Source organism: Ralstonia flaminis, from assembly GCF_958415495.1.
Taxonomy (GTDB): domain Bacteria; phylum Pseudomonadota; class Gammaproteobacteria; order Burkholderiales; family Burkholderiaceae; genus Ralstonia; species Ralstonia flaminis.
The window spans coordinates 321,969-346,919 of record NZ_CATZLL010000006.1 but is presented as its reverse complement, the minus strand read 5'-3'; the positions used below and the strand labels follow the sequence as shown (position 1 = coordinate 346,919).

Sequence of the window (24,951 nt, the reverse complement as noted above, 5' to 3'; positions counted from 1 at the left end):
CAACACAGACGGATTGGATGAAACCGACCACCGCTGAATTCACCGCGCCCAAGAACGACAACGCGCGCCTGCAGAACCTGTGCGGGCCGTTGGATGAAAACCTCCGCCAGATCGAACAGGCGCTGGACGTGACCATCAACCGGCGCGGCGCCAAGTTCACTGTGCGCGGCGCCAACGCGCAAGGCGCAGCCAATGCGCTGGAAACGTTCTACAACGCCGCACGCGATCCGCTGTCGGTGGACGACATCCAGCTTGGCCTGGTGGAAACCCGCCAGGTGGCTGCGCACGGCGCCTACCTGCCGGAATCGAGCGTCGACGTGCCCGACGGCAACGACCTCTCGCCGGTGTTGCACACGCGCCGCACCGATCTGCATGGCCGCACGCCCATGCAGCGCGAATACCTGCGCAGCATCCTCTCGCACGACCTGTCGTTCGGCATCGGCCCGGCAGGTACGGGCAAGACGTACCTGGCCGTCGCCTGCGCGGTGGATGCGTTGGAACGCGACGCCATCAAGCGCATCGTGCTGACGCGCCCTGCTGTGGAAGCCGGCGAGCGCCTGGGCTTCCTGCCGGGCGACCTCGCGCAGAAGGTCGACCCGTACCTGCGCCCGCTGTACGACGCGCTGTACGACCTGCTCGGTTTCGACAAGACGCAGAAGATGTTCGAGCGCCAGATGATCGAGATCGCGCCGCTGGCATACATGCGCGGGCGCACCCTCAACCACGCCTTCATCATCCTGGACGAAGCCCAGAACACCACGCCGGAACAGATGAAGATGTTCCTCACGCGGATCGGCTTCGGCTCCAAGGCGGTGATCACCGGTGACACCACGCAGATCGACCTGCCGCGCGGCCAGAAGAGTGGCCTTGTCGAAGCGCAGCACGTGCTGCGTGACGTGCGCGGCGTGTCGATGACGCGCTTTTCCAGCATCGACGTGGTGCGGCACCCGCTGGTCGCCCGCATCGTCGAGGCTTATGACGAATTCCATGCCCAGCATAAGGACGCCTGAACGTGGCTAAAGACAAAACCAAGACCAAGAAAACCCAACCCGCTGCGCCTGAAGCACTCGGCCCGCGTGTCGATGTATTCGACGCCAAGGGCAAGCCGAAGACGGTGGACGCCAGCGCCCTGCGCATCGCCTTTGCGGATGGCCGCAGCCTGATCATCAGCGTGCCCGATACCGCCGATGGAGCCATCACCCTTGTTGCCGAGCATTCGGACACCAACACGAACGCCATGCTGTCGCTGCGCCCCGAGCACCACGACAGCGTCACGCTGCGCATCGAGGCCGAGCCGGTACAAACCGAGCGAACCGAAAACCTCGACGACACGTTCTGGAACCACGGCGGCGAAGCCCTCGACGACGCAGAAATGCTCACGCTCGACCTCACCGTGCAGCACGGCGATGAGCTGAAGGCCGCTGCCCGCAAGGCGCTGCCGAAAGAGAAGGACATCGAAGCGTGGATCGCCCCGGCGCTGTTTGCTGATGCACAGCTCAACGTGCGCTTTGTGGGCGAAGAAGAAGGCCGCACGCTCAACCGCACGTACCGAGACAAGGACTACTCCACCAACGTACTGACGTTCTCGTACGCAGAAAGCGAGGAAGACCCGGTTGCCGCCGACATCGTGCTGTGCTGCCCGGTGGTGGAGAAGGAAGCCAAGGAACAAGGCAAGCCACTGGTCGCGCACTATGCGCACCTGATCGTGCACGGCGCGCTGCATGCTCAGGGCTATGACCACGAAGACCCTGCCGATGCCGAAGAGATGGAAGGCATCGAAACCGAGATCCTCGGCGATCTGGGTTTTGCCGATCCGTACGCGAGCCGCTGACGCGCATCCCCTATCGCTCTCAAACGCCGGCCGTGTGCCGGCGTTTTTGCTTCCTGCTACACAAACGAAACACCGCGTTTCAACGCTGAATCAAGTCCGTTTTCCGCAGATCCAGTCCTGACAATGGTTTGCGGCATTTCCTCCGCCATTCGATGCAGGCGCGCGCCCATCGAATCGCTCATACGCCCCGCATCGACCGTCGGCCATCCGGTACCCGCCCTGCTCTCCGTATGGCGCATGGGCTTTGCCATGGCAATCCCTATCCTCGACACATAAGCCGCCACCCGAGCGCGCTCGATAAACGTCGCCACGCAAGGCGTCATGGGCCAACCCACGCACAGGCGGGCTCGGCCCCCCGGGGAGGTCATCATGCGTCAACGTTTCATGGACAGCATCCCATGGGCCACGCTGCTCGTGGGCGTCGGTGTCGGCACTGCGTTGGCGGTCACGCCACGCATCGCCCACGCAGACCACAAGCAATCGTGCTACGCGGGCATCGTCGTCGTGTTCGACGGCGCATGGCATCCGGGCGCGCAGATTGCTTGCCGCACCGTCAATGTCTCGGGCAGCAACAACGTGGTCGGCGCGGAAGTGAACTTCATGATCGCGCAGGGCACGATCCGCCCACGTGTACAGGCAGTGGTCGGCAGTACCAGCGTGCAAGCGCTCATCGGCGGCGGCTACGACTTCGCGAGCAGCAAGGCGCTGGTAGGCGTCGGCGCAACCGGCGACCACTGGTTGGCCGGCGCCGATATGGAAATCGCCGGACGCTGGACGGCCTACGCCGGCGCCACCACGCTCGGCCGCTACCACAGCAACAAATCGGACCCCGTCACCACGCCGGCACCAGCTCCTGTGACCAGCAACGTGACGGCACCACCCTCCACGAACAACAACTCGCCGGCCCCCGCTCCAGCGCCCGGCAAATCGCCTAGCCCGAGTCCGAGTCCGAGTCCGAGTCCGAGTCCGAGTCCGAGTCCGAGTCCGAGTCCGAGTCCGAGTCCGAGTCCGAGTCCGAGTCCGACTCCAACTCCAACTCCAACTCCAACTCCAACTCCAACTCCAACTCCAACTCCAACTCCAACTCCAACTCCGACACCAACTCCGACACCGACACCGACACCAACTCCGACACCGACACCGACACCGACACCGACACCGACACCGACGCCAACTCCGACGCCCGCTCCGGCGCCAGCGCCTGGCGGCGGGCACCACCACCATCATCACGATCATGGCGGGGATCACGACCACGGTGGCGACGGTAACCACGGCGGAGACCACGGCCACGGTGGTGATGGCAACCACGGCGGCGACCACGATCACAGCGGTGATGGCAACCATGGCGGAGATCACGACCACGGGGGCGACGGCAACCACGGCGGAGACCATGATCACGGTGGCAACGGCAACCACGGCGGGGATCACGACCATGGCGGTGGCGACGATCGTGGTGGCGATTCCGGCAACCACCATGAGCACCAAGGCGACCCCGACAGCCATGGCCATCACGATGGCAATGGTGACGGCCACACCCATTCCGGCCACGACAACGGCAATCACAAGGACAAGGGCAATCACCAAGGCCAGGACGACAACGGCCAAGGCAACAACGATCATGGTGGCGACGGCCACCAGGGCACAGGCAGTAATGAGGGTAGCGGGCACACCGGTGACGACGGTCACCAGCAAGGCGGCAAGGTCAACGGCGACTGACCGTTTCCCCCTCGGCAGGCGCCATGCCGCGCCACCCGGGCCGGCCTCCTGAAGTGCAATTCAACGCACATCAGGAGGCATGTCGCCCACCCCGCGCTGTGTTGGAAGGGATCACCAAGCCGCCGCCCACGTCATCGGGGCGGCGAGTCTTTTGGTGTATGCTGGGCCGATGTTTAACGACGCGCGACCGCGCCATGAATGATCCGTATCCCAGTCCGAAGCCAGCCGACAAACCCCGCTCGCTGCTGGAACGCCTGACCGACCTCATCTCGCCCGAGCCCGAATCGCGGGCCGAGCTTCTAGAAATCCTCCAAGACGCGCACGCGCGCAACCTGATCGACGCCGACTCCCTGTCGATGATCGAAGGCGTCTTCCAGGTCTCGGACCTGTGCGCGCGCGACATCATGATCCCGCGTGCGCAGATGGACGCGATCAACATCGCCGACGCGCCGTCCGAGTTCATCCCTTACGTGCAGGAAGCGGCGCATTCACGCTTCCCGGTCTACGAGGGCAGCCGTGACAACATCATCGGCATCCTGCTGGCCAAGGACCTGCTGCGCTACTACACCGACAAAGACTTCGACGTGCGCGACATGCTGCGCCCGGCCGTGTTCATTCCGGAATCGAAGCGCCTGAACGTGTTGCTGCGCGACTTTCGCGTCAACCGGAACCACATCGCAATCGTCGTTGACGAGTACGGCGGCGTGGCCGGCCTCATCACCATCGAAGACGTGCTGGAGCAGATCGTCGGCGACATCGAAGACGAATACGACTTCGACCAGGAAGAAGACAACATCCTGGCCACCGCCGACGGCCACATGCGCGTGCGCGGCCTGACCGAGATCAGCCAGTTCAACGAAGCCTTCGGCACGCATTTCTCCGATGAGGACGTCGATACCGTTGGCGGGCTGCTGTCCAACCATCTCGGCCGTGTGCCGCATCGGGGCGAGAAGATCGTTCTGGGCACGCTGCAGTTCGATGTGCTGCGCGCCGATGCGCGGCAAGTGCAAGTGCTGCTGGTGCGCCGTCTCACCACCCCGACCGGTGGCGATGCCTCGGTCAACGCAACGGGTTCCAACCCCGCCTGACTTCCGTGCCCGCTCAGTTCTCCTCCCCTGCCGGGGTATCCCCCCGTCGGCAGGACGCCCCTGCCGTGCCACTCGCGCGGCTGCGCTTTGCCATGCCGCTGGCGGTGCTGCTGGGCGTCATGCACACGCTGTCGTTCGCGCCCAACCACTGGTGGTGGCTGCAGATCCTGTCGCTCACGGGGCTCGCGGCCCTGGTACAGCGCGCGCCGCGCCTGCGTGACGCCGCCTGGGTCGGCTATGCCTTCGGGCTCGGCTGGTTCCTCTCGGGCGTGTGGTGGCTCTACATCAGCATGCACGTCTACGGCGACATGCCAGCGTGGATGGCCGGGCTTGCGGTGCTGCTGTTCACCGGCTACCTCGCACTGCATCCGGCGCTGGCGGTGTGGGCGTGGCAGTGGCTGACGCGACGCGGGCGCTGGTCGGGCACGGCATCCGCGCTGGTGTTCGGCGCGGCGTGGGCCGTCGTCGAATGGCTGCGCGGCACGGTGTGGACTGGCTTTCCCTGGATCAACGGCGGCTATGCGCACACCGATGGCCCGCTGGCTGGCTACGCGCCGCTAGTGGGTGTGTACGGCATCGTGCTGATTGCAGCCGTGCTGGCCGGCCTGCTGTGCGTGGCCGCCGAGCGCCGCCTGCATTGGCTGACGGTCATCATGGGCGCCGCGGTACTGGTGGCCGGCTGGCCGTTGCACAACATCGCGTGGACACAGCCCGTAGGCAAGCCGATCTCCGTGCGCCTTCTGCAAGGCAATGTGCCGCAGGATGTGAAGTTCCAGCAGACCGGCATCGAGCGTTCGCTGGAGCTGTACACGAAGATGGTCACCGAACAGCCCGCGCAACTGGTGATCACGCCCGAGACGGCCTTCCCGATCATGATCCAGGAGATGCCGCAGGAGATCGCGCTGGCCATCCGCACGTACGTGGATACCACCGGCTCCAGCGTGCTGTTTGGCGCGGCCAGCCAGGACTCGGCGGTGGACTACACCAACAGCGTGTTCGGCGTCGGCCCGCAGGTCCAGGGCGTATACCGCTACAACAAGCACCATCTGGTGCCGTTCGGCGAGTTCATCCCCTTCGGCTTCCACTGGTTCGTCAACATGATGAACATGCCGCTGGGCGATTTCCGGCGTGGCCTGCCCGTGCAGCCAGCCATGACAGTGGCCGATCAGCGCGTCGCGCCCAACATCTGCTACGAGGATTTGTTTGGCGAAGAGATCGCCGCCTCGCTGCGGCATGCGGACCAGCCCGCCAGCATGCTGGCCAACGTGACCAACCTGGCGTGGTTTGGCGACACGATCGCGCTGGACCAGCACCTGCAGATCTCGCGCATGCGTGCACTGGAAACCGGCCGGCCGATGCTGCGCGCCACCAATACCGGCGCCACCGCCGTGGTGCGCCCGGATGGCAGCGTGCAGGCGCGCCTGCCCGTTTTCACGCTCGGCACGCTGCAAACCGAAGTGCAAGGTATGCAAGGGCTGACACCGTTTGTGCGGGCCGGCAACGCACCCGCGCTGAGCCTGGGCGTGCTGGTACTGCTGATCGCATTCGCACGTCGCCGCAAGGCAAAAGCGGATTGATCGTTCGCCGCCCGGAGGGCTTTCGAGCCACTTTCCGGGGCGGCTGACAAAAAACGCTAAAATTCAACGTTTTGCGGCGCTCATGCACGTAACTGCGGGGCCATGCGCTTCTCGTGCCCGCCGCTGCATTCCACCGTCACGCTGCGCCCTGAACGTTCTGGCCGCGGCGGACCACCAGGTACCACCATGCTTACCTTCCAGCAACTCATCCTGAAGCTGCAGTCGTACTGGGACGCCCAGGGCTGCGCCCTGCTGCAACCGATCGACCTCGAAGTCGGCGCCGGCACCTCGCACGTGCATACCTTCCTGCGTGCGATCGGCCCTGAGCCATGGCGCGCCGCCTACGTGCAACCGTCGCGCCGCCCCAAGGACGGCCGCTACGGCGAGAACCCCAACCGCCTGCAGCACTACTACCAGTATCAGGTGGTGCTCAAGCCCGCGCCGGAAAACATCCTCGACCTGTACCTCGGCTCGCTGGAAGCACTGGGCCTGGACCTCAAGCAGAACGACGTCCGCTTTGTGGAAGACGACTGGGAAAACCCCACGCTCGGCGCCTGGGGCCTCGGCTGGGAAGTCTGGCTCAACGGCATGGAAGTCACGCAGTTCACGTACTTCCAGCAAGTTGGCGGCCTGGATTGCAAGCCCGTTACCGGTGAAATCACCTACGGTATCGAACGCCTGGCGATGTACATCCAGAAAGTCGAGAACATCTATGACCTGGTTTGGACGGAGTGGGAAGAACCGGGTCCGAACGGCCCCGTCAAGCGCCGCCTGACCTACGGTGATGTCTACCACCAGAACGAAGTCGAGCAATCGACCTACAACTTCGAGCAAGCCGATACCACCGTACTGTTCCGCCGCTTTGCCGAGCACGAAGCCGAAGCCAAGCGCCTGATGGGCGTGCCCGCAGAAGGTAAGGAAGGTGCGGCAGACGATGGCGCCCCGGTCGTGCAGCTCGCCCTGCCCGCCTACGAGCAAGTGCTCAAGGCCGGCCACACGTTCAACCTGCTCGACGCACGCGGCGCCATTTCGGTGACGGAGCGCGCCGCCTACATCGGCCGCATCCGCAATCTGTCGCGCCTGGTCGCGCAGGCTTACTACGATTCGCGCGAGCGCCTGGGCTTCCCGATGTGCGGCACCGCTGCCGCTGCCACGGAGGCTGCATGACGGCCATGCGGGTCCAAACCGCGCGACGCGGGCTGGCCTTGCTGACGGCGGCGTCGATTGCCGCGCTGGCGCTGCCGGCAAGCGTTGCGCAAGCGGCGCGGCATCGCACGTCCAAGCCGGCATCGACGGAAAAGATCTTCGTCGTGCCGAGTAACCTGACACAGATCTGCGTGGCCGACTCCAAGCCACTGCAACAGGCGCTGGGCACCGCGTGGACGCCTGCCCCGCCCGCACTCGACCAATGGACGAGCCTGGCGCGCACGATGGCCTGCGACCTGTCCGGCGCGCGTGACCTCGGCTGGCACCGTGTGCCGCTGCGCACGTACGCCACCGCCCTGCGCTTCCCGCTCACCTGGGTCGAATGGCAAGGCTCTGGGGCCAAGGCGCAGCGCCGTGCGCGCGTGTTCCGCTCGGCATCGCAACTGCCGAGCCGACTGGAATTCAATGTGTCCGGCACGCTGCAAGAGGTGCGCTATGACGAGCGCCGCGGCACGCTGTCCGCACGCTTCCTGCGCCGCGACGCCGCTGCGCCCGGCACCAACCCCGCGCCGATCGCACCGCCGCCGCCCCCGGGCCAGTGCGCCGGCACGCAACTGCAGTTCCAGCAGCAAAACGGCGTGTGGCTGCTCTCGGGCGTGGAGCCCGTTCCCGGCTCACCCTGCTAACCGAAATACGTAACCGCCGCTCCGGCACTCAGCCTCAAGCGGCGCAGAACAACGACGTCACCGATTCAACTGCTATGTCCACCCTCCTGATCGAACTGCTGACCGAAGAACTGCCGCCCAAAGCACTGGCCCGCCTGGGCGAGGCGTTTGCGCGCAGCCTCTTTGACGGCCTGTCGGCACAAGGCCTGCTGGAAGACAACGCCAGCGTGGAAGGCTTTGCCACGCCGCGCCGCCTGGCTGCCTCGATCACCGGCGTGCGCCGTGCCGCGCCCGATCGCGAGCTGCGCGAGAAGGTACTGCCCGTGACCATCGCCTTCGATGCAGAAGGCAAGCCGGCTGCGCCGCTGATCAAGAAGCTGGCCACACTGGCCAAGACGGTGGGTGTGGAAGCCATTGCGCCCGAGTCACTTGAACGTGCACCGGACGGCAAGGCTGAGTCGCTCTTCTATCGCTACACCGCACGCGGCGCCGTGCTGGCCGAGGGCCTGCAGACCGCACTGTCGCAGACCATCGCCAACCTGCCGATCCCGAAGGTGATGACGTACCAGCGCCCGAACGGTGACAACGTGCAGTTCGTGCGCCCGGCGCACAAACTGATCGCGCTGCTCGATAGCGAAGTCATCCCTGTCAGCGCACTGGGCCTGCAATCGGGCAACGTGACCCTGGGCCACCGCTTCCTGTCAGCCGGCGACATCGTCATCGCCGATGCCACGTCGTACGCCAGCACGCTGGAAGCCCAAGGCAAGGTCATCGCCAGCTACGCCAAGCGCCGCGAAGCCATCCGCGCTGAACTGCTCAAGACCGCCGGCGCCGATACGGTCGTCATGCCCGAAGCGCTGCTGGACGAAGTGAACGCACTGGTCGAATGGCCCGTGGTCTACCCCTGCCACTTTGAGGAAGCCTTCCTCGCCGTGCCGCAGGAGTGCCTGATCCTGACCATGCAGACCAACCAGAAGTACTTTGCGCTGACCGACGCGCAAGGCCATCTGCGCAACCGCTTCCTGATCGTCTCGAACATCGCCACCGGCACGCCGGAGGCCATCATCCAGGGCAACGAGCGCGTAGTGCGCCCGCGCCTGGCCGATGCCCGCTTCTTCTTCGAGCAGGACAAGAAGAAGCCGCTGGCCGATCGCGTACCGCTGCTCTCGCGCGTGGTCTATCACAACAAGATCGGCACGCAGCTTGAGCGTGTGTCGCGCCTGCAGGCCATCGCTGGTCAACTCGCAGAAAAGCTCGGCGCGGATGTCGCACACGCCTCGCGGGGCGCGCTGCTGGCCAAGGCCGATTTGCTGACCGACATGGTGGGCGAATTCCCCGAGCTACAAGGCACGATGGGCACGTACTACGCTCGCCACGACGGCGAACCCGACGACGTGGCGCTGGCCTGCTCCGAGCACTACCAACCGCGCTTTGCCGGCGACGCACTGCCCTCGACCGCGACCGGCACCGTGGTGGCGCTGGCCGACAAGCTGGAAACGCTGGTCGGCATCTGGGGGATCGGCCTGCAACCCACGGGAGAGAAAGACCCGTTTGCACTGCGCCGCCACGCGCTGGGCATCCTGCGCATGCTGATCGAGAAGCCGCTCGTGCTCACGATCGACGACGCGCTGCAGATTGCCGCCGCCAGCTTCGATGGCATCGCCGCCGTCAAGCCAGATCTGGCCGCCATCACCGACTTCCTGTACGACCGCCTGCGCGGCTACCTGAAGGACAAGGGCTACAGCACCAATGAAGTGGAAGCCGTGGTCAGCCAACGCCCGCAGCGCCTGGACGACATCGTCGCGCGTCTGGAAGCCGTACGCGCCTTTGCCGCTCTGCCGCAGGCCGAGGCGCTGGCCGCTGCCAACAAGCGCATCACCAACATCCTGAAAAAGACGGATGTGGCCATCGGTGCGGTGCAGCCGCTGTTGCTCAAGGAAGACGCCGAGCGCGCGCTGCATCAGGCCGTGGCCTTGTCCGAACCGCATGTGCACGACGCCTTTGCACGCGGCGACTTCACCACGGCACTGAAAACGCTGGCCGGCCTGCGCGAAGCGGTCGACACGTTCTTCGACGGCGTCATGGTGATGGCCGACGACACCGCGCTGCGCGACAACCGTCTCGCGCTGCTGGGCGAACTGCACGGCCTGATGAACCGCGTGGCGGACATCTCCAAGCTGGCCGCTTGAGCATTGTTCGGAGCCTGACATGCCTCACGTCCCCAAGCTGGTGGTTCTCGACCGCGATGGTGTCATCAACCTCGACAGCGACCAGTTCATCAAGTCGCCCGACGAGTGGATCCCCATTGACGGCAGCCTGGAGGCGATTGCCGAGCTGAACCAGGCTGGCTATCAGGTGGTGGTGGCGACAAACCAGTCGGGCATCGGGCGTGGTCTCTTTGAGGCGGCCGCGCTCAATGCCATGCACGAGAAGATGTACAAGGCGCTGGCCTCATTCGGTGGCCGTGTCGATGCCGTCTTCTTCTGCCCGCACACTGCCGCGGACGCCTGCGAATGCCGCAAGCCCAAGGCCGGCATGCTCCGCGAGATCGCGCGCCGCTTTGACGTGGACCTGACCGGCGTGCCGGTGGTTGGCGATTCGCTGCGCGATCTGCAGGCTGGCGTGGAAGTCGGTGCCCTGCCGCACCTCGTGCTGACCGGCAAAGGCACCAAGACGCGTGATGCCGGCAATCTGCCGCCTGGCACCCAGATCCACAACGACCTGCGCGCGTTTGCACGCGCACTGCTGTCGCCGCCCGCCCAGGGTACGCCTTCGCGTGCCCCTTGAATTCCCATCCATGAACTTTATCCGCTCGCTGCTGCTCCTGATTTTCCTGGTCGTCTGGACACCGATCTACGCGGTGGCCTGCTTCATCGTGTTTCCGTTCCTCAACCCACATCGCCGCTTCTGGATGGTGACGGGCTGGACCAAGTCCGTGATCTGGACGGCGCGCTTCGTGGTCGGCATCCGCTGGAAATACGAGGGCTGGGAACATATTGAAGAGGCCGTCGCCACCAACAAGCAGGTGGTCCTGCTCTCCAAGCATCAGTCGGCCTGGGAGACCATGGCGTTCGTTGCGACCATGCCGCGCCCGCTGTGCTTCGTGTTCAAGCGCGAACTGCTGTTCGTGCCGTTCTTCGGCTGGACGCTGGGCTTGCTGAAGATGGTGCACATCAACCGCAAGGACGGCGCCAACGCGTTCGCCTCGGTGGCGCGCCAGGGCAAGGAGCGCTTGGCCGATGGCGCGTGGGTCATCATGTTTCCGGAAGGCACGCGCACGCGCTCGGGCGATCCGAAGCCGCGCTACAAGAGCGGCGGTGCACGCTTTGCCGTCGATACCGGCGCTTGGGTCATCCCCATCGCCCACAATTCCGGGCGCGTGTGGCCGCGCAACTCATTCCTGAAGTATCCGGGTCTGATCACGCTGTCGGTCGGCCCTGCCATCCCGACTGCCGGCAAGACCAGCGACGAACTCAACCGCGAAGTCGAAGCGTGGATCGAAACAGAAATGCGTAGAATCGACGCCGATAGCTACCGCGAGCGTGCATGAAACTGCTGCGACCACCGACTTCGCCTACCACCGCCGACAGCGTTCAGCTCGAACTGCCGCTGCTCGCGCCTGAAGCCCCGTCGCTCTCGCACTCGCAGCCGGACGCCACCCTCCTCGCTCCCCCCGCAGTCGATCCCACCACCGTACAGCTCGGCCCCAACCAGCGCCGCCTGACCCTGGGCGAGCGTGCGCTGGTGTACAACCTCAAGCGTTCGTCGCGGCGCACCATCGGCTTTGTCATCGATGACCGTGGTTTGTCGATCACCGCGCCGCGCTGGGTCACGCTCGGCGAGATCGAACACGCCATCAGCGAAAAGCAGAAGTGGATCTTCGCCAAGCTGGCGGAATGGCGCACCAGCGCCGCGCGCCGCATGCTGCCGCCGATGGAATGGCAGGATGGCGCAACGTTGCCCTTCCTCGGCAAATCGATCACGCTCAAGCTGGAGTCGCCCATCGGCGCGCTGATGTTCGATGCCGATGCATGCATGCTGCATCTGGGGCTACCGCCTTCGGCGACCGAGCAGCAGATCAAGGATCGAGTACAAGGCTGGCTGCAGACGCAGGCGCGGCGCGTGTTCGGTGAGCGACTTGAGGTGTATGCGGAGCGCCTGGGCGTGCGGCATAGCGCGTACGCGCTGTCATCGGCTGCCACGCGCTGGGGCAGTTGCACGGCTGACGGCAAGATCCGCCTGAACTGGCGCCTCGTGCATTTCCCGATGAGTCTGATCGACTACGTGGTCGCGCATGAGCTTGCGCACCTCAAGGAGATGAACCACAGCCCGCGCTTCTGGGACACGGTGGAATCGATCTTCCCTGAGTTTCGCGAAGCGCGCGAGCAACTGCGTTCGCATCCGCCGGAATATCTGCCGGCGTTCTAAGGGCGCAGTCCTCTCGCCCTCCACAAACGGCGCGAACACGCAGCGCCGCCATCCATGATCTTTGCCCCCACTCTTTCCCTGCTGGGCTTCCTGCTGCTTGTCGTGCTGCCGCTGGTGGGTGTGGTGGGTACGGTCTTGATGATCGGTATCGTCATGGTCAGGCCGGCGAAGAAACGCCCTCCTCTGTCCAGAAAAGCGCGAACGCGGCTGCGGGCGTTGGTGGCTGTGCTTGCCGTGCTGGATCTATGGGCGGGTTATCTGTACTACGAATCCGTCGGCATCTCGCGCGACATCGCAGCAAAGGATGCGAACCGGGTCGCGCGGCAAAACTTCAATCTCGATCGCGACTTTCAGTATGGCGAACTGGTGATTCCGGCGGGCAGCCAGATCAACCGCTACGATCCGTTTGACAACGGCGAGAAGGATTTGCCCCTGGCATTGCGCGGCCTGCGCGCCGTTCGCTTTCCCCATCCGGTGCGGGTGGCGGGCGTCAATACTGAGGCGATGGATGTGTCCGGGAACGCAAAGCTCGTGTTGGCCGAAGACCAGGCCATCGGTCCGCTGTTCGCCTACAACCTGAAAGGGAAACTGTCACGCGAGGGCCAGCCGGCGTCCGTCGCTTGCAAACGCGGACAAGTTGCCCGCTTCGACGTCCCCTCAATCCCTTACGACATCGAGGCCGAATTCGCCAAGCCGGAACCGGATGGCCCTGAAGCACGGTTCAAGCCGAGCCAGTGGCAATTCCTGGGCTGCACGGACGACGCTTCGATCGACCTGCCGCCCATCGCGCCGCGCTGACACGTCTGTTTGCGTCATTCCACAGGGTGCCAAGGTTGGTGGAGAATACGCCACCCGGCAACCCGATGACGCCGGAACTCCTACGCCAACCATGAAGAAGATTCTGCTCCTGAGTGTCAGTGCCGGTGCCGGCCACATGCGCGCCGCTGAAGCCATTCGCGCCTTTGCCGATGCGCACCCCGCGGGCATCGAAGCCACGCACCTCGATGTGATGGACTTCGTGTCAGCCGGCTTTCGCAAGCTCTACACCGATTTCTACATCAAGCTGGTCAGCAACCAGCCGGCGCTGTGGGGCTATCTGTACCAGAAGACCGATGAGACAGCGCCCAGCGCGTTCTCCCAGAAGATCCGCCGCGCGGTCGAGCGGCTGAACAGCCGCCCGTTGCTGGCCGAGATCAAGCGACAGCGCCCCGACGCCATCATCTGCACGCACTTCCTGCCAGCGGAGCTGCTCTCCCGAGAACTGCGCAAAGAGCGCCTGGACGTGCCGGTCTGGGTGCAGGTGACGGACTTCGATCTGCACAGCATGTGGATCGTGCCGAACATGCGCGGTTACTTCGCGGCCAATGAAGAGATTGCGTGGCGCATGCGCGAGCGCGGGCTGGCGGCCGATGCCGTGCACGTGAGCGGCATTCCCGTGATGCCGGCGTTCGGCAAGCCGCTTGACCGCTCTGCATGTGCGGCAGAGTTCGGTATCGATCCGAAGCGCAAAACCTTCCTGATGATGTCGGGAGGCGCCGGCCTGGGCGGCCTCGATGCCCTGGCCGAGCGGCTGCTGGCGATGGAAGGTGACTTCCAGCTGATCGCGCTGGCGGGCAAGAACCAGACGATGCTGGAAGCGCTGCAACGTGTTGCCCAGCGCCATCCGGGGCGCCTGTTCCCGCAGGGCTTCACGCATCAGGTGGAGCGCCTGATGGCCTGCGCCGACCTGGTCATCACCAAGCCGGGCGGCCTGACCACCTCCGAATGCCTGGCCATGCAGTTGCCGATGATCGTCAACTCGCCCATCCCCGGCCAGGAAGAGCGCAATGCCGACTTCCTGCTGGAGCAAGGCGTCGCACTCAAGGCCATCGACGATGCCGCGCTTGAATTCCGCATTCAAGCGTTGCTCAAGGAGCCGGATCGACTGACGGCGATGCGGCACAAGATTGCGCCCCTGGGTCGTCCAAACGCGGGGCAGTTCGTGCTCGACCGGGTGCTGGACCTCACCGCACAAGCCCGCGCCGCATGAACGCCACCGACTTCATTCCACAACGCCGCACGCTGGCGTTGGTGGCCTGGGTGGTGCTGCTTGGCTTCTTCTTTGCGAACGTCGAGATCCAGATCGAAGGCAGCGCCGGCTGGGCCGCCAATCTGCCCACGTGGCGCATCGAAAAGCACTGGCTGCTCGATCTCTTCTGGGGCGGCCGCCCGATGACGGGCTACCACGCATGGGTGTTTCCGTTCGTGGCCCTGTTCTTCCACCTGCCGGTGGTCTTCAACGGCCAGTGGTCGTGGCGCATCGAGGCACGCATCATCGCCTGCATCATGGTCTTCTGGCTGGTGGAGGACTTCCTCTGGTTCGTGCTGAACCCCGCTTACGGCATCGCGAAGTTCACGCCTGCCAATGTGCCTTGGCATATCCACTGGGCGGCCTTTGCCCCAACCGACTACTGGACCATGAGCGCCGCGGCTGTCGTACTGTTCTTCCTCTCACGCACGCGCATCGTCGCGCGCTGACTTGCCCACCACCATGCGAATTCTCGCCCTTGCGGCCGCCGCGCTCCTGCTGACCAGCCACCTTCAACCGGCCCACGCAGACACCACGTCGCCCATCCAATCGTCGGCCAGCCGCCCGCTCCAGTGGGCGCAAAGCGTAGCGGACGCGCCGGTGAACAACCTGCACCGCATCACACTGTCGCTCTACCGCAGCGCGCAGCTTTCAAAGGGCGATGTCGCGCAGTTGCAGAAGCTCGGCATCAAGAAGGTCATCAGCTTCCGCGCCTTCCACTCAGACAGCGAGATCCTGGCGGGCAGCGGCATCACCATGCAACGCATTCCGATCAACACGTGGAACATCCGCGACGAAGACATGGTCACCGCGCTCAAGGCCCTGCACGAAGTCGAACGCGACGGCCCGGTGCTGATCCACTGCCAGCATGGTGCGGACCGCACGGGGCTGGTGTCGGCGCTGTATCGCGTGGTGTACCAGGGCTGGACGAAGGAGCAGGCACTGGATGAACTGCAGCACGGCGGATACGGCTTCCACTCGATCTGGCAGAACATCACGCGCTATCTGCAGCGCGTCGACATCCAGCGGCTGCGCCAGCAGGTCGACGCGCAGGGCTAGGCCTCTCGCCACATCAAGCCATGCTTGGCACGCGCGTGGCTGCGGCCAGCTCGCCAATGTATTGCGCCAGCGAGCGCGGCGGCCGACCGAGAATGGCGCGCAACGTCAGGCTATTGCCGCGCAGTCCGTGCTGCGCATAGTGTTTCTGGACATTCCCCAGCATCTGCAGCTGATGTGCGTCGAGCACCTGCGCTGCACGCGCGGACCATTGCTCAAATGAAATCTCCACCGCCTTGATCTCACGGCCCAGCGCATCGCTGATGAGCCGGGCGATTTCACCGCGCGTTGGCGCCTCGTCGCTGCACAGATCGAACGTGCCGTAGGCGAGGCGATCCGACGTCAGCGCAATGGCAGCCACTTCCGCCACGTCGCGATAGTCGACCCGCACCACGCGCGTCTGCGCCGGCAGCGGTTCGGCAAGGCGCCCCTGCGCGACGATGCCGTCCCAGCCGCGCGCCAAGTTCTGAAAGAAATTGGCCGGATGCAGGATCGTATAGGCCATGCCAGATGCGTACAGCGCGCTTTCCACCGGCACCTTGACGACATGATTCTCCAACGATGTGTCGGTCGGCTGGATCACCGACGAGAACACGAAACGCCGCACGCCTGCACGTTTCGCCACATCGATCATGTTCAGGCCCATCTGCGTTTCTTCCGCCGCAAAGGCCGGACCGATGTAGAACACGCCATCCACGCCCGCCACCGCCCGCTCCAGCGAAGCGACGTCGCGTAAGTCACCGATGGCGATCTCGGTGGCGCCACGCTGGCGTGCCTGCGCCGCGCCCCGCTCGTCCCGCACCAGACCGCGCACGCGCACGCCGCGCGCCACCAGTTCCGGCACGACCAGGCCAGCAAATTTCCCGGCCGCCCCTACCACCAATACCGTCTGCACCGACTTCGACATCACGCGCTCCTTGTTTAGCGAGAGAGATGCGTGCATCGTAGATTGCGTCATATCCTGAGAGAATATGGTTATTGACGAATACATCCTCCCGATAATCAGGAGAATTCATGGATCGCGCTGACGACATTGCCGTCTTCATCGCTGTGGTGGAGGCCGGCAGCCTGACCGCTGCTGCACGCCAGCTCGGGCGCTCGCTACAAGCGGTCAGCCGCGCGTTGGCATTGCTGGAGCAGAGCATCGGCATCGCGCTGATCCGGCGTACCACACGCCGTTGCAGCCCGACCGAGGCCGGTATGACGTTCTACCGTCGGGTGAAGCCCGCGTTTGCTGAAATCCACGAGGCCTGGGCCGAAGCCGCCGAACTGCGCGACGAACCGTCTGGCGTGCTGCGCATCAGCGCGCCGGTACTGTTCGCACCAACCTACATCGTGCCCATCGTCGCGAAATTCATGGCGCGCCATCCTCGCGTGGAAGTCGACCTGGCGCTCACGGACGCCTTTGCCGATCTGATTGGGCGAGATCTGGACCTGGCGGTGCGCATCGGTGACCTGCCTGACTCGGACCTGAAGGCGCGGCGCCTGGGCGTGTTGCGGCGTGTGGTGTTTGGCACACCCGACTACTTCGCTCGACACGGTTATCCACAGCACCCGTCAGACCTTGCACAGCACGCATGCGTGGTACGGCCCGTCCCCGGACAAGAGAGCACCTGGCCGTTCCTGATCGACGGCAAGCTGCACCGTGTGAAGGTGGGTGGACGCTTTCGCGCAGATGCCAGCACTTCCGCCATCGAGGGTGTGGCGCAGGGGCTGGGCATCGGCTTCGGGCCGCTATGGCAAGTGCGTCACCTGCTGGATGCGGGGCGCATCGAGATCGTGCTGGTGCCGTTCGAGCCGCCGCCAACGCCCGTCCAACTCGTCTGGCACCCGACACGCACACCGCTGGCACGCACGCGCCTGTTTGCTGATTTTCTGGTCGATGCGCTGAAGGATCAATTTGGCCTGACAGCTTGAGAGCTTTCCGGCCATCAGCGCGTTTGCCCAGGGCGCCCTAAAATAACGCCTCTTTGCAGTTCTCCAGGTAGGAACCCCCATGCGAATGCTCCACACCATGCTGCGCGTCGGCGACATGCAGCGCTCGATCGACTTCTACACCAAGGTGCTCGGCATGCAACTGCTGCGCACCAGCGACAACCCGGAGTACAAGTACTCGCTGGCCTTCGTCGGCTACGGCCCGGAAGCCGGCAACACCGTCATCGAACTGACCTACAACTACGGCGTGAGCGAATACGATCTCGGCTCCGCGTTCGGCCACCTCGCCATCGAAGTTGAGAACGCTGCGCAGGCCTGCGACCAGATCCGCAATGCAGGCGGCAAGGTCACGCGTGAGGCCGGCCCGGTCAAGGGCGGCAGCACCGTCATCGCGTTTGTGGAAGATCCGGACGGCTACAAGATCGAGCTGATCCAGGCACGCTCGATGCCCGATGGCAACCGCCACTGACGCGGTCCGCCGCCCATTGGACAGCACCGCCATCGGCCTGATGGTGGTGTTGTGCATGTGCTGGGGCTTCCAGCAGGTGGCCATCAAGGTCGCAACGCACGACGTCGGCCCGGTCATGCAGGCCGGCGTGCGTTCGACCATCGCCTCGGTGCTGGTGCTGGCGTTTGCGCTGTGGCGCGGCACATGCCTGTCGGTGCGCGATGGCACACTGCCCGGCGGGCTGATGGCGGGCCTCCTGTTCGGCGCCGAGTTCCTGTGCATCTTCATCGGCCTGGGCTACACCACAGCCTCGCGCATGGCGGTGTTTCTGTACACTGCGCCGATCTTTACCGCGCTCGGGCTACATTTCTTCGTGGCGGGCGAACACCTGCGGCCGCGCCAGTGGATCGGCATCGGGATTGCATTTGCCGGGATCGTGCTCGCGTTTGCCGACGGCATGCTGCACCCAGCAGCCGGCCCATCGACGTCGTTTGGCGATGCGTTGGGTGTGGTGGCGGGCGCGCTATGGGGAGCAACGACCATCGTCGTGCGCGCGAGCAAGCTGTCGAATGCGCCGGCGGCAAAGACGCTGCTGTACCAGTTGGCCGTCTCCGCGGTATTGCTGATGGTGATGGCCGCGGGCACCGGCCAAGCCTTCACGGCCAACCTGACGCCAACCGCGCTGGCCAGCCTTGCCTATCAGTCCGTGCTGATTGCGTTTTTCAGCTACCTGACGTGGTTCTGGTTGCTGCGCCGCTACCTGGCGTCGCGGTTATCGGTGTTCTCGTTCCTGACGCCGCTGTTTGGTGTGGCCTTTGGTGTACTGCTGCTGCACGAGCCGGTCGGCCTGCGCTTTGCGCTGGCCGCGGCGCTGGTGCTCTCGGGCATCCTGCTCGTCAATCTTCGGTAAGGTCTGTCGCGCTGCTGGCGATGCGGTTGGCCGGCAGCGCGTTCGCCACCGCCACAAAGTCCGCTATCGGCACTTCTTCTGCGCGACGACCCAGGTCGAAGCCCAGTGCCTCAAAATCGATCACGTCACGCAGCGCGCCCAGCGTGTTGCGCAGCACCTTGCGCCGCTGCGAAAACGCCATCGTCACCACCGTACCGAGCGCACGCATATCCACCGGCGCGTAGGGCGATTTGTCCGCCGGCCACGGAATCATCCGCACCACGGCGGAATCCACTTTCGGCGGCGGGTTGAACGAGCCCGGCGGCACATCCAGCACCGGCTCCATGTAGTACCGCACCTGCAACATCACCGACAGCCGGCTGAACGCCTTGCTGCCCGGTTCGGCCACCATGCGGTCGACCACCTCTTTCTGCAGCATGAAGTGCTGATCGCGCACGCGGTCGGCAAACGTAGCCAGGTGAAACAGCAGCGGGCTAGAGATGTTGTACGGCAGGTTGCCGACAATGCGCAGCGGCCGGTCAGCCTCATGCAACGCACCAAAGTCGAAAGCCAGCGCGTCGCCCGCATGCACGATCAGCCGATCACCAAAGCGCCGCTGCAGGCGCGCCACGAGGTCACGGTCCAACTCGACCACTTGCAATGTACGCACACGCTCCATGAGCGGCACGGTGAGCGCGCCCAGGCCGGGGCCAATTTCGACAAGCACGTCGTCGGGCTTCGGATCAATGGCCGCAACGATGGCGTGGATCACGCCGTCATCGACCAGGAAGTTCTGGCCAAAGCGCTTGCGGGCCTGATGCCCCTGGTGAACGCCGGTCGTGGATCGTGCCATCGCGAAACTCGAAATCAAAAAGGTGAAAGCGGAAATCAGGAACGTGCTGCCCGAGAGGCATGCCGAGCCATGGCGATGGCGGTGTCGATCGCCTCGAGCATGCTGCCGAACTCGGCGCGGCCCGTGCCGGCCAGTGTCAATGCGGTGCCGTGGTCAACCGACGTGCGCACGAACGGCAAGCCCAGTGTGATGTTCACACCGTGGCCAAAGGTGCCGTACTTGAGCGGCGCCAAACCCTGGTCGTGATACATCGCCAGCACGCAATCGGCATCGGCCAGCAGGCGCGGCTGGAACAGCGTGTCGGCCGGATACGGGCCACGGGCATGGATGCCACGATCCAGCGCGCGGGCAATGGCAGGCTCGATCACCTCGATTTCTTCGCGGCCGAGGTGGCCGGACTCGCCGGCATGCGGGTTCAACCCGGTCACGAGAATGCGCGGTGCGCTCAGCCCGAAGCGGGCGCGCAGGTCACGCTGCACGATGTCCAGCGTCTCGTCGAGCACGGCAGGCGTGATGGCATCCGGCACCTCGCGCAACGGCAGATGCGTGGTCGCCAGGGCCACGCGCAGCATCGCGTTGTTGTGCGCGGGCTGCGGACCGGCCAGCATCATCACCACACGCGGTGTGTGGCTGCGTTCGGCCAGGTATTCGGTATGGCCGGTGAAGGGCACACCGGCATCGTTGATGGTGCTCTTCTGCACCGGCGCCGTGACCATCGCGTCGTAGCGTGCACCATCCGCCGTGTCGTGCAGGCAGCCGTCGATGGCAGCGTCAAGCAGATCGAGCACGTAGCGCCCATTGGCCGCGTCAAGCACGCCCGCGCGCACCGGTGCGCCGAGCGGGCGCTCCACGATGGTCAGCGCCGTGGACGCCACGCGCCAGAAGTCGCCCTGGCCAATGGCATCGGCACGGGCTTGCAGCAACGCGGCATCACCGATCACGTGCCACTGCACATCGGCATAGCGCGACGATGTCTGCCGCGCCAGATGCAGCAGCGCTGCCACGGTAATGTCGGGACCGATGCCGGCGGGCTCGCCAGTCGTGATTGCAATGTTCAGCATGCGACGCTTGTCAGAAGCAGTGTCGAAGTCAGTCTAGAAATGCCACGGCCGCCCGCAGGCGGCCGTGAGCGATGCGGTTACCCCGCAGCGTAACAGGCTTATTGCTGTTGGCGATTCACGCGGTATTCCACGTGTGCGCCATCGCGCAACTCGCGCAGCCAATCCTCATACGCCGCTTGGACCTTCTGCTCGCGGATCACCGAGCGCGCATAGTCACGCTGACGGTCCACCGGCACTTCGGCTTCGCGGCGGCCTTCCACCTGGATCAGGTGCACGCCAAACTGGCTCTGCACCGGCTGCGAGACCTCACCCGGCTTGAGCAGGTTCATCGCCTGTTCGAACTCCGGCACCAGTTGACCCGGCGACACCCAGCCCAGCTCACCACCTGCGCTGGCCGAACCATCCTGCGAGAATCGGCGTGCCGCATCGGCAAAGTCATAGCCGTGGACGATACGGTCACGCAAGCCAGCCAGTTGGCGACGTGCGTCGTCGGCCGACATGGTCGCACCGGTCTTGATCAGGATGTGGCGGACCTGCGTCTGCTGCACCTTGGTGGCAATGGCGGTGGTCGGGGCACGCTTCTCCACCAGCTTGATCACGTGGTAACCCGCCGGGCTTTCGATCACCTGGCTCGCCACCTGGCCGGCTTTCAGGTCGACCACGGCGTTGGCGAACACCGCCGGCAAGCGACCGATCGGGCGCAGGCCCAATTCGCCGCCCTGGGCTGCATCTTGCGCACCTGAATTTTCACGCGCCAGCTTGGCGAAATCGGCACCGCCCTGCGCTTGCTTGAGCAGGCTTTCGGCCTTGCTGCGCGCAGCGGCCTTCTGGTCAGCCGTGGCATCTTCGGCCACCGGCACGAGAATCTGCGAGACGTTGTATTCCTGCTCGCCAGCGGCGGTGGCACCGCCACCTTGCTGCGCCAGATAGTTGTCGATCTCACCGTCGTAGACCTGCACCTTGGAATCCACCTCGCGCTCGCGCAGGCGGGCCAGCAGAATCTCCTGGCGGAGGTCATCGCGGTACTTGTCGTACGCCATGCCCGACTCCGTCAGCTTGCTCTTGAGCTGCGGTACCGACAGGTTGTTGCGCTGGGCCACGCTTTCCACGGCACGGTCCACATCGGCATCGGACACGCGGATACCGCTTTCCTTGGCGGTTTGCGCCTGCACGCGCTCCAAAATCAGCTGCTCAAGCACCTCGCCCAGCAGATCGGCACGCGGAGGCAATTGACGATTCTGCGCGCGGAATGTGCGCTCAACCAGATCAGCACGATTGAGCAGTTCGCGACGGGTGATGACGTCGGTGTTGACCACAGCCACCACCTCGTCGACAAGCTGGCTGCGCGGCGTGCCGGCAACGGTCGGCCCGGGCAGCGTGCCCTGCAGCAGCGGCTGGCTGGGCGACGAATCAGGCTTGGAGAAGATGCCCTTCAACGGTGCGCCCTTTTGCTGCGGCTGCTGCGCATAAACAGCAGGCACCAGCACGGCACCCACGGCCAGCGCAACCAGCGCCTTTGTCATTGCGCCCAGGCGGCGGGCAGGTGCCACACCCGTGGCAAGGCGGTCAGCGTTCGATTGGAAAGCCATCATGTCGTTATTCATATTGATCCAGCACGGACGGCGTAATCGGCTGCGCGGTCACCGGCTGATAGCCGGGCACGTTCAGACGAATCACGTCGATCGGATTGTTCCCCACCTTCGACAGGCCCTTGAACTCGATCTGGGCAAAGATGTGTGTCGTATAGCCCGAGACCGCGTTGCTGTAACGCTGCACGGCCAAGCGGCCAACCCAGCAATCGGCCACGTATTCGAGACCAAGCAGCATATCCGATGGCTTGCGCGCATCCATGTCGTAACCGATGCGGCCCAGACCATACAGGCGTCGCGTGATCGGCCACTGCGCCGAGATATCCGCCTGTTCCAGCGGCAACTGGCCGGTGTTGACATCGGCGCGGTAGTAGCGGTAGCCGAGGTTGATCACCTTGTTAGCTTCCGGCTTCCAGCTGAACGCCACGGTCGAACGCATGATGCGGTCGATGTCCTGATTGTACTGAAGGTTCGTATCGAAAAAGATGCCGCGGAACATCTGGATCGTGGTCGCGCCCAGCAAGTCCGAGTAGCGGCGCACTGCGGTGGGGGCAGCACCTGCCAACGTCACACGTTGGCCCTCGAAGTCGATACGCTGCGCGATCGTGGCACGCAGCCGTTCGATACCCGACTCTGCCTCGACAAAGCGCGTGGTCACGCCCGCCGTCAGCTTATTGTTGTCCGCAATGCGGTCATAACCGGTGTACGGGTTCTCGGTGAAGATCTGGCCGAGGTTGAAGTCCGACTGGCCGGTATCAAACAGCGGGATCTGCGACTGATCGCGGTACGGCGTGTACACGTAGAACAGGCGCGGCTCCAAGGTCTGGATATAGCTCACGCCGAACAGCTTGGAGACCAGCGTCGCATCCCGCTCGAAGGTCATGCCGGAATCGAGTGAGAACGTCGGCAGCGTACGGTTGATCTGCGTATCCTGCGTGTCGCCTGCCGGACGATCCAGGCGATACGACGTAGCGTTCAAGATGAACTTGGGCGTGACATACCAGCCTGGGCGGACGATCGGATAACTGATCGTCGGCTGCATGAACAAGCGCTCGCCCTGCACAGTATCGGGTGTCGGGATCGAGAACCGCGTGTAGTTGGTCTGAAAGTTGACGTCGAACCCGCCGAGGTCGTATCGGTTGTACGTCAGGCTCAACTCCGGCACGCGTTCGTATGGCGGCGACAGCGGTGTGGTGGCTGTCGACAAGGTCTGGAACTTCTGTACGCGCGCCAAAGCGACCCAGTCACCGATCGAATACGTGACGCCGCCTTCCTGAATGTACTGCCGCTGCGTTGCGGTGACGATGCTGCGACCAAGGTCGTCCGGATAGGTGTTGTCGGAGACCTTGTTGTAGTTGATATAGGCGCTCAGACCGGGAGCCAAACGCTGCGTATGCACTGCCGAAATCGACCAGCGGTTGCGCCCCGCCTCACGGTCATCCGGCAGGAATTCACCACGTAGAACACCGCTGTACGACGGATCAAGATAGCGATACTCCGCCCCCAGTTGCAAACCGCGCTGGCTCAGCAGACGCGGGTACAGCGTCAGATCGCGGTTGGGCGCGATGTTGAAGTAGTACGGCAGCGTGATGTCGGCCCCGCTGCGGCTGTTGTAGCCGAACACCGGTGCGAGGAAACCACTGCGCCGGTCGTCGTTGAGCGGGAAATCCATCACAGGCGCCGCAAACACAGGCACACCGAAGAAGTGCAGGACGCCATTGCGGCCGGTGCCAACCTGGCGATCGCTGTCGATGTCGATGCGGCTTGCGCTGAAGTACCAGTCGACGTTGTCTGGCGAACACGTGGTGTACGTGCCGTGCGTGATGCGGGTGTTGTCCTTGTCGATGAAATCGATGCGATCTGCGTTGCCGCGACCGCCCGTCGTGTGGAACTCATACGACGGTGTGCTCATGGTGCCTTCGTTGGCGGTCACCTTGAGCTTGGCGTCCGGTCCGGTGACCAGCGTACCGCCCTTGAACAGCCGCACATTGCCGGTGGCGGTGGCGACGTCGGTATCCTGGTTGTAGTCGAGCGTGTCGCCCTTCACCACCGTGCCGTTGCGGCGCAACTCACCGTGGCCGCGCAGATGCACGTCTTCATTGGTGCGGCCGTCCATCTTGTCGGCCGCGGTGAACGTGGGGACGGTGTTGTCCTGACGCTGGACCGGCTCGGCCATCTTGGGCACCAGCGGGCTGCCGCCGGGCGTTGCCGGGCCTGAGATGGCCAGCGCCGTCACGGAAGACTCAGACGACGTTGCCACAGGCGCCGATTGCGCGGCGTCCTGGCTCTGCGCTGCGGACGTCGCCGCCCAGACCCCAGCCACGGCGAACACCAGCGGCCGCAGTGCCAGCGCGCTGCGCCGGTTTGCGGCCCCGCGTTCAGCCCTGTCGGCGCCCCGCTCGTCGGGCTTGGCAACAGCAGTGCGCTGCCGGGTCTTCCTGGCTCGGTTCGGTTCGGTCATGCAAGTCGGAAACTGGGCACGCGCCGGGCAAGTGGGCGCCGGGCGCGCAGGCACATCATCGGTCGGTGTTTTGCCGCTCCGGGCCGGCCAGACGGGGCTGGCGCTCGCTCGCGACGAAACTCGGTCGGGTATTATACGGG

General features: G+C 64.6%; 24 protein-coding genes. 18 read left to right on the top strand and 6 right to left on the bottom strand.

All coding sequences use genetic code 11. From position 1 onward, the window contains the following. Window positions 1-17: 17 nt before the first annotated feature. Together R2N11_RS12310 and ybeY are read left to right on the top strand one after the other, a co-directional pair. Window positions 18-1,010 carry a PhoH family protein gene (locus R2N11_RS12310; RefSeq protein ID WP_199031571.1) on the top strand — a complete coding sequence of 331 codons (993 nt, stop codon included), beginning with the start codon at window positions 18-20 and terminating at the stop codon, window positions 1,008-1,010. A 2-nt stretch (window positions 1,011-1,012) separates the two neighbouring features. Further along, a complete protein-coding gene (gene ybeY / locus R2N11_RS12305) occupies window positions 1,013-1,831 on the top strand; it encodes an rRNA maturation RNase YbeY (RefSeq protein ID WP_316681240.1) in 819 nt (272 codons plus the stop codon). Window positions 1,832-2,762: 931 nt separating this feature from the next. Here the strand turns inward: ybeY and R2N11_RS12300 are convergent. Next, on the bottom strand, window positions 2,763-3,005 hold the full coding sequence (locus R2N11_RS12300; protein ID WP_316681239.1) for a hypothetical protein: 243 nt from the start codon (window positions 3,003-3,005) through the stop codon (window positions 2,763-2,765). A gap of 60 nt (window positions 3,006-3,065) precedes the next feature. Here R2N11_RS12300 and R2N11_RS12295 point away from each other — a divergent pair, with 60 nt between their 5' ends. The 13 genes from R2N11_RS12295 to R2N11_RS12235 all read left to right on the top strand — a co-directional run bounded on the left by R2N11_RS12295 (window position 3,066) and on the right by R2N11_RS12235 (window position 15,578). Next, window positions 3,066-3,599: a hypothetical protein gene (locus R2N11_RS12295; RefSeq protein WP_316681238.1), complete on the top strand. Its 534-nt coding sequence runs from the start codon at window positions 3,066-3,068 to the stop codon at window positions 3,597-3,599. A gap of 142 nt (window positions 3,600-3,741) precedes the next feature. After that, window positions 3,742-4,635: a CorC family transporter gene (locus tag R2N11_RS12290; protein WP_199032670.1), complete on the top strand. Its 894-nt coding sequence runs from the start codon at window positions 3,742-3,744 to the stop codon at window positions 4,633-4,635. A gap of 65 nt (window positions 4,636-4,700) precedes the next feature. Beyond that, window positions 4,701-6,212, top strand: coding sequence for an apolipoprotein N-acyltransferase (gene lnt, locus R2N11_RS12285; protein ID WP_316681237.1), 1,512 nt, complete (start codon window positions 4,701-4,703; stop codon window positions 6,210-6,212). Between the two features lie 186 nt (window positions 6,213-6,398). Beyond that, window positions 6,399-7,379, top strand: a complete 981-nt coding sequence (gene glyQ, locus R2N11_RS12280; RefSeq protein WP_199032672.1) for a glycine--tRNA ligase subunit alpha — start codon at window positions 6,399-6,401, stop codon at window positions 7,377-7,379. A gap of 5 nt (window positions 7,380-7,384) precedes the next feature. Beyond that, entirely contained in the window at window positions 7,385-8,044 is a 660-nt protein-coding gene (locus R2N11_RS12275; protein ID WP_199032671.1) for a hypothetical protein, read from the top strand. A 74-nt stretch (window positions 8,045-8,118) separates the two neighbouring features. Further along, window positions 8,119-10,212 (top strand): glycine--tRNA ligase subunit beta, encoded by a 2,094-nt coding sequence (gene glyS, locus R2N11_RS12270; protein ID WP_316681236.1) that lies wholly within the window; start codon window positions 8,119-8,121, stop codon window positions 10,210-10,212. A gap of 19 nt (window positions 10,213-10,231) precedes the next feature. Next, entirely contained in the window at window positions 10,232-10,810 is a 579-nt protein-coding gene (gene gmhB, locus R2N11_RS12265; RefSeq protein ID WP_199032667.1) for a D-glycero-beta-D-manno-heptose 1,7-bisphosphate 7-phosphatase, read from the top strand. 10 nt (window positions 10,811-10,820) lie between these two features. Next, the gene (locus R2N11_RS12260; protein WP_199032666.1) at window positions 10,821-11,573 is read left to right on the top strand and encodes a lysophospholipid acyltransferase family protein; all 753 of its coding nucleotides are present in this window, start codon (window positions 10,821-10,823) and stop codon (window positions 11,571-11,573) included. After that, complete coding sequence (locus R2N11_RS12255; protein ID WP_199032665.1) at window positions 11,570-12,451, top strand: M48 family metallopeptidase; 882 nt, start codon at window positions 11,570-11,572, stop codon at window positions 12,449-12,451. Before R2N11_RS12260 ends, R2N11_RS12255 begins: the two co-directional genes overlap by 4 nt. A 54-nt stretch (window positions 12,452-12,505) precedes the next feature. Further along, on the top strand, window positions 12,506-13,249 hold the full coding sequence (locus R2N11_RS12250; RefSeq protein WP_199032664.1) for a hypothetical protein: 744 nt from the start codon (window positions 12,506-12,508) through the stop codon (window positions 13,247-13,249). Between the two features lie 91 nt (window positions 13,250-13,340). Next, on the top strand, window positions 13,341-14,480 hold the full coding sequence (locus R2N11_RS12245; RefSeq protein WP_316681235.1) for an MGDG synthase family glycosyltransferase: 1,140 nt from the start codon (window positions 13,341-13,343) through the stop codon (window positions 14,478-14,480). Next, entirely contained in the window at window positions 14,477-14,968 is a 492-nt protein-coding gene (locus R2N11_RS12240; protein ID WP_199032942.1) for a hypothetical protein, read from the top strand. Before R2N11_RS12245 ends, R2N11_RS12240 begins: the two co-directional genes overlap by 4 nt. A gap of 13 nt (window positions 14,969-14,981) precedes the next feature. Beyond that, window positions 14,982-15,578: a dual specificity protein phosphatase family protein gene (locus R2N11_RS12235; RefSeq protein WP_316681234.1), complete on the top strand. Its 597-nt coding sequence runs from the start codon at window positions 14,982-14,984 to the stop codon at window positions 15,576-15,578. 13 nt (window positions 15,579-15,591) lie between these two features. On the opposite strand, the gene R2N11_RS12230 is transcribed toward R2N11_RS12235, so the two are convergent. Further along, a complete protein-coding gene (locus R2N11_RS12230) occupies window positions 15,592-16,482 on the bottom strand; it encodes an NmrA/HSCARG family protein (protein ID WP_316681233.1) in 891 nt (296 codons plus the stop codon). A gap of 107 nt (window positions 16,483-16,589) precedes the next feature. Between R2N11_RS12230 and R2N11_RS12225 the strand changes: the two genes are divergently transcribed. The 3 genes from R2N11_RS12225 to R2N11_RS12215 all read left to right on the top strand — a co-directional run bounded on the left by R2N11_RS12225 (window position 16,590) and on the right by R2N11_RS12215 (window position 18,868). Beyond that, window positions 16,590-17,492, top strand: coding sequence for a LysR family transcriptional regulator (locus tag R2N11_RS12225; protein ID WP_316681232.1), 903 nt, complete (start codon window positions 16,590-16,592; stop codon window positions 17,490-17,492). 79 nt (window positions 17,493-17,571) lie between these two features. Further along, a complete protein-coding gene (gene gloA, locus R2N11_RS12220; RefSeq protein ID WP_316681231.1) occupies window positions 17,572-17,979 on the top strand; it encodes a lactoylglutathione lyase in 408 nt (135 codons plus the stop codon). Next, window positions 17,963-18,868 carry a DMT family transporter gene (locus R2N11_RS12215; RefSeq protein WP_316681230.1) on the top strand — a complete coding sequence of 302 codons (906 nt, stop codon included), beginning with the start codon at window positions 17,963-17,965 and terminating at the stop codon, window positions 18,866-18,868. The genes gloA and R2N11_RS12215 overlap by 17 nt, the downstream gene beginning before the upstream one ends. Here the strand turns inward: R2N11_RS12215 and rsmA are convergent. The 4 genes from rsmA to R2N11_RS12195 all read right to left on the bottom strand — a co-directional run bounded on the left by rsmA (window position 18,855) and on the right by R2N11_RS12195 (window position 24,811). After that, entirely contained in the window at window positions 18,855-19,700 is an 846-nt protein-coding gene (rsmA, locus tag R2N11_RS12210; RefSeq protein WP_316681229.1) for a 16S rRNA (adenine(1518)-N(6)/adenine(1519)-N(6))-dimethyltransferase RsmA, read from the bottom strand. The genes R2N11_RS12215 and rsmA overlap by 14 nt on opposite strands. 35 nt (window positions 19,701-19,735) lie before the next feature. Next, entirely contained in the window at window positions 19,736-20,761 is a 1,026-nt protein-coding gene (gene pdxA / locus R2N11_RS12205) for a 4-hydroxythreonine-4-phosphate dehydrogenase PdxA (protein WP_316681228.1), read from the bottom strand. Window positions 20,762-20,859: 98 nt separating this feature from the next. Continuing rightward, on the bottom strand, window positions 20,860-22,350 hold the full coding sequence (locus R2N11_RS12200) for a peptidylprolyl isomerase (RefSeq protein WP_199033234.1): 1,491 nt from the start codon (window positions 22,348-22,350) through the stop codon (window positions 20,860-20,862). 7 nt (window positions 22,351-22,357) lie between these two features. Beyond that, the gene (locus R2N11_RS12195) at window positions 22,358-24,811 is read right to left on the bottom strand and encodes an LPS-assembly protein LptD (RefSeq protein WP_316681227.1); all 2,454 of its coding nucleotides are present in this window, start codon (window positions 24,809-24,811) and stop codon (window positions 22,358-22,360) included. Window positions 24,812-24,951: the final 140 nt, after the last annotated feature.